We start from the raw sequence: 12,282 nt of genomic DNA, 5'->3' as shown, positions 1-12,282 counted from the left end.
TAGCGCCAGCGCTACCGTGAATCCGGGTGTCCACCGGATCGGCAGGTCAGGGCGCTTTTCCTAATCTCGTTCCCATGAGGAAACTTCGACGGCGGCACGGTGCGACTGCGCTGGCCGGACTCGGACTGGTGGTCGCGCTGACCGCGGCGGGCTGCGGCAGTCAGGACGCCGCACCCGAGCCGGATGGCGGCGACCGTGCCATCACCGACGCCATGAACGCGGCCGTACGGGCTGGAATCCCGGGCATCCAGGTGGTCATCAACGGTCCCGACGGGCAGCGCACCCGCACCGCGGGCGTCGGCGATACCGGTACCGGCGCACCAATCCCGGACCAGGCCCGGATCCGAATCGGCAGCAATACCAAGACATTCGTCGCCACGGTGCTGATGCAATTGGCCGCCGAGGGCGCAGTCGAGTTGGACGCCCCCATCGAGCGCTATCTGCCGGGCGTAGTGCGGGGCAATGGCAATGACGGCAACAGGATCAGCGTGCGCCAGCTGCTCCAGCACACCAGCGGTCTGCCCGACTATCTCGCCAGCGCCGACCCGGCGATGCGCGATGCCGTGAACGCCGCACAGGTCCAGGTGCTCCAGCCCGAAACCCGTTGGCGGCAATACCATTCGGCGGATCTGGTCCGGCTGGCCATGACCATGCCCCCGCAATTCGAGCCCGGCGCGCGCTCGGTCTACACCAACACCAACTACCTGCTGCTCGGCATGCTCATCGAGAAGGTCACCGGGCGAACGGCCGCCGCCGAAATCGGTACGCGCATCATCGACAAGCTCGGCCTGAAGGACACCTACTTCCCGGCCGAGGGCGAAACCGTCATTCGCGGAACGCATCCCAAGGGCTACCAGATGATCGACGGCAAGCAGGTGGACTACACCGACCTCAATCCCTCCTGGGGCGATACCGCCGGCGCCATGGTCTCCACCGGAGCGGACCTCAATCGCTTCTTCACCGCCGTGGCGAATGGCGATCTCGTGCCCGCCGCCCAGTTGGCGCAGATGAAGCAGACCGTCCCCTTCGACCGAATGCCCGGTGCCGGTTACGGATTGGGCCTGATCCTCGAACACACCCCCTGCGGTAAGGACGTTTGGGGCCACGGCGGCAGCATCCCGGGTTTCAGCACCCGCGGCGGCGTCACCGCCGACGGCCGCGCCGTGAACGTCACCGTGAATCAACTCCCCGCCGACGACGCGTCCGCGGAATTGGTCGGCAAGGTCGTGGACACCGCCTTCTGTGCGGAATGAACCCCGTTCAGCCGCAACTCGACTCGCCACCACAGCACGTTTGGAAGGAATGACTGTGCGCCACTCGAAGAGCGACCGCCCCGACGATTCCGGAGCGTCCCCGCATGATCTCCCCGACGGAGCGGCACCGGGCGATCTCCCCGGCGCGGAAACCCCGCGCGGCGACCGCCGGACCCGACGCCGACTGACCATCGGCGCGGGCATCCTGACCGGGATCGCCGCGGTGGTCGGCGCCGTGCTCGTCACCCCCATCGTCCCGTCCGCGGAGGCAGAACCCGCGCTGGACGGGTTCTACAATCAACAGCCGCAATGGAAGTCGTGCGACGAACCCCGCCTGGACAAGGCGGGCGCGCAGTGCGCCGATATCACCGTTCCATTGAATTACGCCGCACCGCGAGGCGAGACGATCACCGTCGCGATCTCCCGTATCGCCGCCACCGATACCGCGAACCGGCGCGGCATCATCCTGTCCAATCCGGGCGGCCCCGGCGGACCGGGTCTGGACTTCGGCGTCGACTTCGGCGCGGCCATGACCCCCGAGGTGAAGGCCCGTTACGACCTCATCGGCATGGATCCGCGCGGCATCGGCCGCTCCTCGGCCGTGCATTGCGGCTGGCCGCGCGGGTTCGGACTGCAATCGGCCGGTGTGGACGCCGTGGGTTATGCCGAATCCGTCGCCACGCAGACCGAACTCGCGGCGCGCTGTGCCACCACCAACGGAGAACGACTGCGGTACTTCACCACTCGCAATACCGCCCGCGATATGGATGTCATTCGCGGCGTCCTCGGCGAGCAGAAGACCAGCTACTACGGCACGTCCTACGGCACCTACCTGGGCGCGGTCTACACCGAGATGTTCCCCGAGCGCGCGGACCGCATCGTGCTGGACAGCGCGGTCGATCCGGCGCGCTACGGCGCGGTCGAGATGATGCGGGATATGGGCGTGCCGAATGAGGCCGCGCTGGACGACTGGGCGGACTCGGCCGCCGCGAAGAACGCCGAATACCACCTCGGCGGCACCCGCGAACAGGTGCGCGCGACCGTCATGGATCTCATTCGCCGTTCCGCCGAAAAACCCATCCGGGTGGGCGAATTCGATGTGGATGAGCACGCGCTGCCGATGATGCTGTTCACCGTGCTCGACGATCCGCGCCAGTACGACGTCGTCTCCGATATGGTCCGGCTCTTCGCCGACGCGGCCGACGGCAAACCGGTCAACCCGGATCCGGGGATCATCAAATCACTCGCCTACATGCTGAAGGCGGACCCGGCCGATGGTGGCGCGCAGATGGCCATCATGTGCGGCGATGTCGAGGTGCCTCGCGATCCGGCCTGGTACTGGCGCAATATCGAGGCGGCACGCGCCACCGAACCGGTGTTCGGCGCCTTCGCCAACAACATCACCCCGTGCGCCTTCTGGGCTCCACCCGTGGAAGCGCCCACGGTGGTGAACAATTCGGTGCCGGCCCTGATCGTGCAGTCGACCGGTGACACCCGCACCAGTTACGGCAATGCCCAGGGCATGCACCGGGCGCTGTCCGCCTCGCGCATGGTGACGCTGGAGAACGTGGCCATCCACTGGATCTTCGGCCGCTACCCGAACAGCTGTGTCTACGCGGCGGTCAACGACTACTTCCGGGACGGCACCCTGCCCGCGAATGACATGACCTGCCAGCGGGATTGAGCGTGATCAGGCATTGAGATAGGCGAGCACCGCCAATACCCGGCGGTGCCCGACCTCGTCCGCGAACAGCCCGAGCTTGGCGAAGATGCTCCGAATATGTTTGAGCACAGCACCTTCGGAGACCACGAGGCGCTCGGCGATGGTGCCGTTGTCGAGCCCCTCCGCCATGAGCGCCAGCACCTCCCGCTCGCGCGGGGTCAGCGCCGAGAGCGGATCATCCGCCTTGCGCCGCACCAGCAATTGCGAGATCACCTCCGGATCCATGGCGGTGCCGCCATCGGCCACCCGCCGCAGTGACTCCAGGAATCGATCCACCTTGCCGACCCGCTCCTTGAGCAGATATCCCACCCCGCCCGCACCGTCCCCGAGCAGTTCGGCCGCATAGCTGTCCTCCACCCAGGCCGACAGCACCAGCACCGGCAATCCGGGGTGGATCTGCCTGGCCCGCACCGCCGCCCGCAATCCGTCATCGGTGAAGGTGGGCGGCATTCGCACATCCACCACCAGCGCGTCCGGCCGATCCGCGGTCACCACGGTGAGCAGATCATCGGCATTGTCGACGGCCGCGACCACCTCGATCCCGGCGGATTTCAACAGCAATGCGAGCCCTTCGCGCAGCAGCGCGTCATCCTCCGCGATCACCACGCGCACGATGACTCCCCGCGTGGCTCGACGTTCCCGCTGATCATGATCCGCACGGTAGCTCCACGCGCACCACGGTAGGTCCACCGGCCGGGCTGCTCAGCAGCATGCGCCCGTCCAGCGCCTCCGCGCGCCGCCGAATCCCGGCCAGCCCGCCGCCCTCGATATCCCGGGCCTCGCCGACCCCGTCATCGCGTATCTCCACCGTCAGCAACTCGGTCGTCCCACCGAGGGAGACCGAAACATGCTGGGCACGAGAGTGTTTGGTGGCATTGGTGAGCGCCTCCGCGATCACGAAATAGGCGGCCGCTTCGACCGCCGCGGGTCGGCGCGGGAAGGCGTCGGCCGCATGCGGACCGGGCGCGGTGTCCTCGGAGCTCGGGGGCTGCGCGCCCCGGCCGAGATCCACGGTGCAGGGGATGGGACTGCGGGCCGCGAGCGCCGAAATCGCACTGGCCAGACCGCGATCCGACAGCACCGGCGGGTACACACTGCGCACCACCTCGCGGAGCTCCGACAGCGCCGCGGTGGCGGTGTCCTGCGCCTTGCGCACCAGCTCATCGGCGGCGGCCGGATCCCGTTGCCGGAGTTGATCGGCCACGCCGAGCTGCATGATCACCGCCGCGATCCGGGCCTGCGCCCCATCGTGCAGATCCCGCTCGATCCGCCGCAGCTCCGCTCCGTGCGCATCCAATGCCGCCGCCCGGGTGGCGGTCAGCGCCGCCACCCGATGCGCCAGCTCCAGCCCCTTGGCCGGGCCGAGCAACGCCGCCACGATCCTGGCCTGCCAGCGCGCGACCACCGGCGCCTGCAGCGCCAACCACAGCACGAACAGCCCGGTAGTCGAACTCACCGCGGCCATTCCCCAGGAGTCGACCACAATCTCCAGGTCGTCCACGCTCCCGCCCGGCAGCAGCCGCCACGACCAGGGCCCGACAATCTTCACCACTGCCGAGATCGGCAGCGCCACCGCCAGGACACCCAGTACCAGCCCGACCGCCGCGTTCCACGCCAGCCATCCCAGATCCCGCCGATTGGCCGGATCCCGGACCAGCGTCGCCCACTGCTCCCGCCATCCGCCTTCCAGCGGCTGATACGGGACCGGAATCTCCCGCCCGAGGTACTTCCCGGCCCGCCACCGATCCAGCCGAACCAGCGGCCGCACCACCTTCACCGCCTCCGGCATTACCGGAATCCCCACCCCGACCAGGCATGCGGCCCCGATGATCAGCAGCCCGACGACCGCGAATATCGATACCAGCGAGGTGATGGCACCCATGCCGAGATACCAGAGCGCCCCCGGCATCGCCCGCACCCGGGTCGCCACCCACCGCACGACGGTCATCGCCCCGTCACCAGCACCGTCGCAGCTCTTCGCACCCCTCCAACCTATCCGCCCGCCAATGCCCCGGCCCCGCCGGTGGAGCTGGGAAGTGCGCGGCGCTCCCGCCACAGGGGTGGCAGCAGCCGGGGCTCGGAGGCAGGGGATGGGGTGGGTGCGTAGCCCCAGCGCGCGCAGGTCTTCAGGATCTGGGCGGCCATGGGGTGCGGGGCGGCGCCCGGGGCTGAGTGTTCCGGGCGCGCGGTCGCGGTGTTCATCGGCCGAATTGGGAGCGTTGGCGGTACATGCGGCGCTGGTCCTTGTTGATCTGCCGCCAGGCGCGTTCGCGCTCGGCGCGCAGGCGGTTGTCGGAGCGGGCCGCCATCCACTCGTTCTCGCGGGAGAGTTTGCGGTAGCTGGTCAGGCGGCGCTCGGGCAGGGCACCCGATTCGATGGCCGCTCGGACGGCGCAGCCGGGTTCACGATCGTGCGAACAGTCGGTGAAACGGCATGCGGCGGCCAGGGATTCGATATCGCTGAAGGTGCGGCCGATACCCGCACCGGCATCCCAGAGTCCGACGGAGCGCAGGCCCGGGGTGTCGATGAGGGTGCCACCGCCGGGCAGGGGGCGGAGTTCGCGGTGCACGGTGGTGTGCCGGCCGCGCTTATCGCCCTCGCGAACCTCGTTGGTGGCGAACACTTCCGAGCCCAGCAGGGCATTGGCGAGGGTGGATTTACCCGCGCCGGAGGGGCCGAGCAGGGCTACCGTGCCGTCCAGGACAGCGGACAGCACCTCCATGCCGAGGCCGGTGGCCGCGCTCACCGCCAGCACCGTGGCGCCGGGTGCGGCGGCCCGTACCTGGTCCAGTGAAAGATCCACCGCCAGATCGGCTTTGGTGAGCACCACCACCGGTTGCGCACCGGATTCCCAGGCCAGGGCGAGCATGCGCTCGATGCGCCCGAGATCGACATCCCCATCGCCGGGCGAACAGATCAGCACGGTATCCACATTCGCGGCCAGTACCTGATCGGTGGCGCGAGCGCGGGAATCGGAGTGCCCGGAGACCGCGGCGCGCACGATCGCGGTCCTGCGCGGCAACAGCTTTCGCACCACCGCGGAATTCAGCATGCGGCGGGTGGTCGGCCGTTCACCGTATTCATTGCTCAATCCGACCCAGTCGCCGGTGCACAGGCCACTGACCTCGGAGTCCGAGCGGGGGCAGCGGGCCCGCACGATGACGGCCTCGGCCTGATCGGGCAGGCGGGTGCTGGCGATCGGCACCGCCACATCGCATTCGCTGCGATCCATGCGCAGCAGTCGCGCCGGGATCAGTGAATCACCCAGCAGCGGAAGGTATTCGGCGGCCACATCGGGGGTCCAGCCGTAGGGCGCGAGCAGGTCGAAATCGACCACAGACATGATAGGGGGTCCTTTGACGGGCTGAGCCCGTCCCAGGACTCAGCGCGGAGAATTCGAGGTGGATACGCACTGCGCGGTAAATGCACGCGCGCGCACGACAATCCGTGCTGCTGTAGTCACGTAATCCACCTCCTCTGCTTTCCCCGGGCGGTCACCGAGGTGACCGCGACGCCGATTTGAGAACGGCACAACCATGTCAGGTCGCCCGCATCGGCGCAATCGAATTTCTGACCAGGCTCTTTAGGTCTTGGCCTCGGGCTTGCGGAACTGTTCGCGCCGGCCGAGCCGCTGCAACCGCAGCCACTCCATGAAGCCCTGCGGATCCTTCTGCTGCATCAGGAAGAACCAGCCGAAGCGAGCCAGCTCCTGCGGCAACAGCTTTCGCATACCGGGCTGCGCCATCAGATATCCGCGATTGCGATAGGTGAAGTACCGCTTCACCGGATCATCCGGATACTGCGTGTGCATACGCCCGCCCAGAATCGGCTTGAACTCCTCCGACCCATTGGGGTGCAGGTACGCGGTCTGCAGACAGGTGCCGAACGGCAGTCCCGAGCGCACCAGTCGCCGATGCACCTCGACCTCGTCACCGCGCACGAACAGCCGCAGATCCGGTACGCCGATAATGTCGACGGCCTGCGCGGAGACCAGCGCGCCATTGAACAGCGAGGCGATCCCGGGTAGGAAATCCTCGTCGCCCAGTTCGGAGCGCAACCGCCGCCACACCACGCCGCGGCGCAGCGGGAAGGCGAGTCGATCCGGATCGTCGATATCGGCGACCACCGGCGACACCTCGACCAGCTGATGCCGCTTGGCGCAATCGAACAGGGTGGCAAGCACTTCCGGCCCGTCCGGCCGGCCGTCGTCATCGGCCAGCCACACCCAGTCCGCGCCCATGGTGAGCGCGTGCAGCATGCCGAGCGCGAAACCGCCCGCGCCGCCGAGATTGTGCGCCGAACCCAGATAGGTGGATTCGATGGGCTGATTGCGCACCAGTTCACCGACCTCGGCCTCATTGCCGTTGTCCACGACGATGAGGTGGTCGATCGCCCGCGTCTGGGTGGAGAGCACCTTCAGCGATTCGGCGAGCAGGTCCTTGCGTTTATGGGTCACCACGATGGCGACGATGCGGGCATCGTCGCCGAAATGCGGTGTGGTCTGGTCTACGGCGCCTACTGGTCGCTCGCTGCGCTCGCTCATGCGGGATTCCGTTCGGGTTCACGTGCCAAATCCCGCAGCACCTGCGCCACGTGATCGCCCGCCTCCGGGCCTTCGTACGCGCGCACGACCTCTTCGATGCCGCCGTGCATGCGTACCTGTCCATGATCTATCCACATCGCGGAATCGCACAGCTGGGCCAGGAATTCATTGGAGTGGCTGGCGAAGACCAGAATGCCGGAGCGGGAAACCAATTCCTGCAATCGGATTCGCGCCTTCTTCATGAATTCCGCGTCGACCGCGCCGATACCCTCGTCGAGTAGCAGGATCTCCGGATCGATGGAGGTGACTACGCCCATGGCCAGGCGCACGCGCATTCCGGTGGAGTAGGTGCGCAGCGGCATCGCCAAATATTCGCCCAATTCGGTGAAGTCGGCGATCTCATCGATCAGCGACAGCATCTTCTTACGGGTCTGCCCGAGGAACAGACCGCGAATAATGATGTTGTCGTAGCCCGACACCTCCGGATCCATACCGACGCCGAGATCGAAGACCGGTGCGACCCGGCCGCGAATCCGGGCGGTACCGCGGGTGGGCTCGTAGATGCCCGAAAGCAGCCGCAGCAGTGTCGATTTGCCCGCGCCATTGTGCCCGACCAGGCCGACGCGATCGCCTTCCTTCAGCGACATGGTGATATCGCGCAGCGCCTCGACCACCACCACATCGGACTGGTTGCGCCCGATGGCGCCACCGGCGGACCCCAGCACGGCCTTCTTCAGCGAGCGGGATTTGGCGTCGAAGATCGGAAACTCCACCCACGCGTTCTGGGCTTCGATACTCACATGGTCGGTCATTCGGCCTTCACACCCAGTAGGGGACGCGGGAACGGAACTTCTTCATAGCCAGTATCGCGACAATCCAGCCCACGACGGTGATGGCCAGTACCACGATCCAGCTGCGCAGGTGAATCGGATCTCCGAGCAGCGGGGCGCGCACGATTTCCAGGTAGTGGAAGGTCGGCACCAGTTCGGCCAGCTTGGCACGGTCGCTCGCGGTGCCCGAGAGCGCGGTCGGCTTCCACATGACCGGGGTGAGCACGAACAGCATCAGCGTGGTGCTGCCCAGGATCGGTGCGAGATCGCGGTACCGGGTGCTGAAGATGCCGAAGACGATGGTCACCCAGAGCGCGTTGAGGAAGATCAGCAGCAGTCCGGGCATCGCCAGCAGCGCGGACCAGTGCAGATGCCGCCAGATGCTGAACGCGGCCAGCATGATCACGTAGATGATCAGGTTGTGCGCGAAGAACAGGAACTGCCGCCACACCAGCCGATAGACGTGCACGCTCAATGCGGACGGAAGTTGTTTGATCAGGCCCTCATTGGCGATGAACACATCGGAGCCTTCGAGAATGCTGGCATTGATGACATTCCAGACAATCAGCCCGACCGTCACATATGGCAGATAAGAACTCAGTGACTGCCCGAACAGGGTGGCATACAACACACCCATGGCCGCCGCCTGCAAACCGGTGGCGATGGTGATCCAGAACGGCCCCAGCACCGAGCGCCGATAACGCTGCTTGATGTCCTGCCAGCCGAGCGCCAACCACAATTCACGCTGGGAGAATCCGTCGCGAAAGTCCTTGAAGGCGCGCGCGAAGGACTGGGAATCCGACACTAGAGGCACCGGGTTTTCGTCCGCGCGCACGTCGGTCGTCGCCGAGTCGGGGGGAGCAGCAGCAGGCACAAGACCCGACCCTATCTAATAGCTCGGGCTTTGCGACGAGAACCTGCCGCCGATCCGGCCGCTCAACGGCTAGAGGTATTGCCCGCCGCCGCTGGAGGCGCCGTGCCCACCGCGCGGATCGGCCCCGCTCACCCCCGGCGGCAGTGCGTGGCGCATCTGCTCGAGCTGGGCGCGGGCCGCCATCTGCTGGGCGAACAGGGCGGTCTGGATGCCGTGGAACAGGCCCTCGAGCCAGCCGACCAGCTGGGCCTGGGCGATGCGGAGTTCGGCGTCCGAGGGGATCACGTCATCGCTGAAGGGCAGGGCGAGGCGTTCGAGCTCCTCACGGAGTTCGGGGGCCAGGCCCTGTTCGAGTTCGCGAATGGAGGTGCGGTGGATATCGCGCAGGCGGGAACGGCTGGCATCGTCGAGCGGTGCGTGCCGAACCTCCTCGAGCAGTTGTTTGATCATGGTGCCGATGCGCATGACCTTCGCGGGCTGCTCCACCATGTCGGCGAGCTGCTCATCCTGATCGCCTGATTCGTCGGAATTGCCCTCGCCGACAACCCGTCCGGTCACCTCCACGGGTTCACCGCCGATCTGCGCGGCAGCCGGAATCATCAGCGGCTTACCCTCGGGGCCGATCACGACAATGGATTCCGGCACCCCATCCGATTGCGTCATGCCCCCCATCATGTCGCGTGAGCGCCGACAGCGCTAAGGGGCATCACCCAAACCGCACACACCGTTACGCCGACTTGCCCTCTGCCTTTAGAGTGACGAGCATGACTTACGACGTCGCAAGGGTGCGGGGCCTCATACCGTCCCTGGGCGACGGCTGGATCCACCTCGACCCGCAAGCGGGCATGTTGGTCCCCGATTCGGTATCCCGAGCCGTATCAACAGGTTTCCGGACCTCGGCCTTCTCGCACACCAATCGGCACGGCGCGGCCAAGCGCAGCGCCGCCATTCTGGAGGCCGCCCGCGAGGCGGTCGCGGATTTGGTCGGCGGCGACCCGGCGGGCGTGGTGCTCGGCCCGGATCGCGCGGTATTGCTGGCCTGGCTCGCCGAATCGCTGAGCTCCCGGCTGGGTCTGGGCACCGGGATCGTGCTGTCGCGCCTGGATGACGAGGCCAATGTCGCGCCGTGGCTGCGCATCGCGAATCGCTATGGCGCACATGTGCGCTGGGCCGAGGTGGAGATCGAGACCTGCGAGATGCCCGCGTGGCAGTTCGAGGAGCTCATCGGACCCACCGCCCGATTGGTCGCATTGACCGCCGCCTCACCGATCGTCGGCTCCGCACCCGCGGTGCGGGTGGCCGCGGATCGCGTGCACGAGGTCGGCGGTCTGCTCGTCGCCGACTGCTTCGGCGCGGCGCCCTACGCGCTCATCGATATCGACGAACTCAACGCCGATGTGATCGCCCTGAGCGCACCGGCATGGGGCGGCCCGCAGATCGGCGCGCTGGTCTTCCGCGATCCCGCGTTCCTGGACCGCATTCCGTCCATGTCGCTCAACCCCTATGCCAAGGGCGCGGAGCGGCTCGAGGTCGGCGGCCACCAGTACGCGCTACTGGCCGGACTCGCCACCTCCATCGACTATCTGGCCGGACTCGACGAGCGCGCCACCGGTACCCGCCGCGAACGCCTGGAGATGTCCATCACGTCGCTGCAGGACTACCACGATCAACTCTTCGACCATCTGATGTCGGTGCTCGACACGATTCCGAACCTGACCGTGATCGGCCGCGCCTCCACCCGCATTCCGACGGTGAGCTTCACCATCTCGGGTATGCAGGCCGAGAAGGTCTCCGCCAAACTCGCCGATGCCCGCATCGGCACACTGAGCGGATCACACGGTGGCAGCCGCCTGCTCGACGCGCTCGGGGTCAATGACGAGGGCGGGGCCGTCACCATCGGTCTGGCCCCGTATACGACCAAGTTCGAGATCGATCAGCTCGGCCGCGCCCTCATCGCGCTGGACACCTAGTCGATCCGCAGGAGCACCTTTCCGACGGTGTCCGGTCCGTCCAACAGTCGATGTGCCTGTGCCACATCGGTTATCGGCAGCTCGGCCGAGACCACCGGCACGATGGTCCCGTCGGAGATCAGCGGCCACACATGGCGGCGCAGTTCGGTGATGATCTCCGCCTTGGATCCCTTACCGTGCTCGGGGCGCCGCCGCAGATTGGTGGCGTGAATGGATCCGCGCTTGCCCAGCAGCGCGGCGATATTCAACTCGGCCCGCACACCGCCCTGCATACCGATGATCACCAGGTGCCCGTCCTCGGCGAGCGCCTGCACATTCCGCTCCAGGTAGGCGGCGCCCATATTGTCGAGAATGATGTCCGCACCGGGATATTCGCTGTGCAGAACGGTCACGAAATCGTGCTCGCGGTAATTGATCAGCACCGTCGCACCGAGTTCCCGGCAGCGCTCCAATTTCTCGGCCGAACCCGCTGTGACCGCCACCCGCGCACCCAGCGCCCGCGCCACCTGAATGGCATGCGTGCCGATACCGCTGCCACCGCCGTGAATCAAGAGCAAATGGCCGCTGTGCAGGCCCGCCGTCATCACCAGATTCGACCAGACGGTGGCGGCCACCTCCGGAAGCGCCGCTGCCGCAGCCACATCCAGATGTTGGGGAACGGGCAGCACCTGCGTTTCGGGAACCAGTACCCGCTCGGCATAACCGCCGCCGGAGAGCAGCGCGCACACCTTGTCACCGATATGCCAATCGCGCACGCCCGGCCCGATCGCCGCGATCACCCCGGAGCACTCCAGGCCCAGCGTCTCGCTCGCTCCGGGCGGCGGGGGATAGAACCCTTGGCGTTGCAGCAGATCCGCGCGGTTCACCCCCGCGGCCGCCACCTCGATCACCACTTCACCGGGTCCGGGCGCGGGCAGATCGGGTACCTGCGCCCATTTCATGACCTCTGGCTCACCGAAACCGTCGAGTGTCACCGCATACATGAAAGCGAGCCTACGGCGGGGGATCACCGATTACTGTCAGGCCAGGCTCGGGGTGGACACAGCATCCTGTCAGCTTCGGCGGTCATTGTTGTGTGACCACATCCG

The 12,282-nt window shown here is 66.9% G+C and carries 12 protein-coding genes; 3 read left to right on the top strand and 9 right to left on the bottom strand.

The window, feature by feature from the left end:
- The first annotated feature begins 74 nt into the window (after positions 1-74).
- The gene (locus OHB26_RS10520; protein WP_330183997.1) at positions 75-1,253 is read left to right on the top strand and encodes a serine hydrolase domain-containing protein; all 1,179 of its coding nucleotides are present in this window, start codon (positions 75-77) and stop codon (positions 1,251-1,253) included.
- Positions 1,254-1,308: 55 nt separating this feature from the next.
- On the top strand, positions 1,309-2,937 hold the full coding sequence (locus tag OHB26_RS10515) for an alpha/beta fold hydrolase (protein ID WP_330183996.1): 1,629 nt from the start codon (positions 1,309-1,311) through the stop codon (positions 2,935-2,937).
- A 6-nt stretch (positions 2,938-2,943) separates the two neighbouring features.
- On the opposite strand, the gene OHB26_RS10510 is transcribed toward OHB26_RS10515, so the two are convergent.
- The 8 genes from OHB26_RS10510 to OHB26_RS10475 form a co-directional block, all read right to left on the bottom strand.
- Positions 2,944-3,588: a response regulator transcription factor gene (locus OHB26_RS10510; RefSeq protein ID WP_330183995.1), complete on the bottom strand. Its 645-nt coding sequence runs from the start codon at positions 3,586-3,588 to the stop codon at positions 2,944-2,946.
- A 34-nt stretch (positions 3,589-3,622) separates the two neighbouring features.
- Positions 3,623-4,924: a sensor histidine kinase gene (locus OHB26_RS10505; RefSeq protein WP_330183994.1), complete on the bottom strand. Its 1,302-nt coding sequence runs from the start codon at positions 4,922-4,924 to the stop codon at positions 3,623-3,625.
- A 44-nt stretch (positions 4,925-4,968) separates the two neighbouring features.
- Complete coding sequence (locus OHB26_RS10500) at positions 4,969-5,178, bottom strand: hypothetical protein (RefSeq protein ID WP_330183993.1); 210 nt, start codon at positions 5,176-5,178, stop codon at positions 4,969-4,971.
- Complete coding sequence (gene rsgA, locus OHB26_RS10495; RefSeq protein WP_442942896.1) at positions 5,175-6,320, bottom strand: ribosome small subunit-dependent GTPase A; 1,146 nt, start codon at positions 6,318-6,320, stop codon at positions 5,175-5,177. Before rsgA ends, OHB26_RS10500 begins: the two co-directional genes overlap by 4 nt.
- A 240-nt stretch (positions 6,321-6,560) precedes the next feature.
- Positions 6,561-7,520, bottom strand: a complete 960-nt coding sequence (gene glfT1 / locus OHB26_RS10490) for a galactofuranosyltransferase GlfT1 (RefSeq protein ID WP_330183992.1) — start codon at positions 7,518-7,520, stop codon at positions 6,561-6,563.
- The gene (gene wzt, locus OHB26_RS10485; RefSeq protein ID WP_330183991.1) at positions 7,517-8,332 is read right to left on the bottom strand and encodes a galactan export ABC transporter ATP-binding subunit Wzt/RfbE; all 816 of its coding nucleotides are present in this window, start codon (positions 8,330-8,332) and stop codon (positions 7,517-7,519) included. Before wzt ends, glfT1 begins: the two co-directional genes overlap by 4 nt.
- Before the next feature lie 7 nt (positions 8,333-8,339).
- A complete protein-coding gene (wzm, locus tag OHB26_RS10480; RefSeq protein ID WP_442942999.1) occupies positions 8,340-9,185 on the bottom strand; it encodes a galactan export ABC transporter permease subunit Wzm/RfbD in 846 nt (281 codons plus the stop codon).
- 108 nt (positions 9,186-9,293) lie between these two features.
- Positions 9,294-9,887 (bottom strand): bacterial proteasome activator family protein, encoded by a 594-nt coding sequence (locus tag OHB26_RS10475; protein WP_330183989.1) that lies wholly within the window; start codon positions 9,885-9,887, stop codon positions 9,294-9,296.
- A gap of 101 nt (positions 9,888-9,988) precedes the next feature.
- Here OHB26_RS10475 and OHB26_RS10470 point away from each other — a divergent pair, with 101 nt between their 5' ends.
- Positions 9,989-11,194: a cysteine desulfurase-like protein gene (locus tag OHB26_RS10470; protein WP_330183988.1), complete on the top strand. Its 1,206-nt coding sequence runs from the start codon at positions 9,989-9,991 to the stop codon at positions 11,192-11,194.
- Here the strand turns inward: OHB26_RS10470 and OHB26_RS10465 are convergent.
- Entirely contained in the window at positions 11,191-12,177 is a 987-nt protein-coding gene (locus OHB26_RS10465; protein WP_330183987.1) for an NAD(P)H-quinone oxidoreductase, read from the bottom strand. The two genes, OHB26_RS10470 and OHB26_RS10465, sit on opposite strands and share 4 nt — an antisense overlap.
- Positions 12,178-12,282 lie beyond the last annotated feature (105 nt).

Origin of the sequence: Nocardia sp. NBC_01503 (assembly GCF_036327755.1) — a bacterium.
GTDB lineage: Bacteria > Actinomycetota > Actinomycetes > Mycobacteriales > Mycobacteriaceae > Nocardia.
The sequence above is the reverse complement of the archived record's forward strand: the minus strand, read 5'-3'. Positions and strand labels throughout refer to the sequence as shown.

Coding starts and splice junctions, on each gene's coding strand:
- OHB26_RS10470 (WP_330183988.1), top strand. CDS start 9,989: ATGACTTACGACGTCGCAAGGGTGCGGGGCCTCATACCGTCCCTGGGC.
- OHB26_RS10520 (WP_330183997.1), top strand. CDS start 75: ATGAGGAAACTTCGACGGCGGCACGGTGCGACTGCGCTGGCCGGACTC.
- glfT1 (WP_330183992.1), bottom strand. CDS start 7,520: ATGAGCGAGCGCAGCGAGCGACCAGTAGGCGCCGTAGACCAGACCACA.
- OHB26_RS10465 (WP_330183987.1), bottom strand. CDS start 12,177: ATGTATGCGGTGACACTCGACGGTTTCGGTGAGCCAGAGGTCATGAAA.
- OHB26_RS10500 (WP_330183993.1), bottom strand. CDS start 5,178: ATGAACACCGCGACCGCGCGCCCGGAACACTCAGCCCCGGGCGCCGCC.
- wzt (WP_330183991.1), bottom strand. CDS start 8,332: ATGACCGACCATGTGAGTATCGAAGCCCAGAACGCGTGGGTGGAGTTT.
- OHB26_RS10505 (WP_330183994.1), bottom strand. CDS start 4,924: ATGACCGTCGTGCGGTGGGTGGCGACCCGGGTGCGGGCGATGCCGGGG.
- OHB26_RS10475 (WP_330183989.1), bottom strand. CDS start 9,887: ATGACGCAATCGGATGGGGTGCCGGAATCCATTGTCGTGATCGGCCCC.
- rsgA (WP_442942896.1), bottom strand. CDS start 6,320: ATGTCTGTGGTCGATTTCGACCTGCTCGCGCCCTACGGCTGGACCCCC.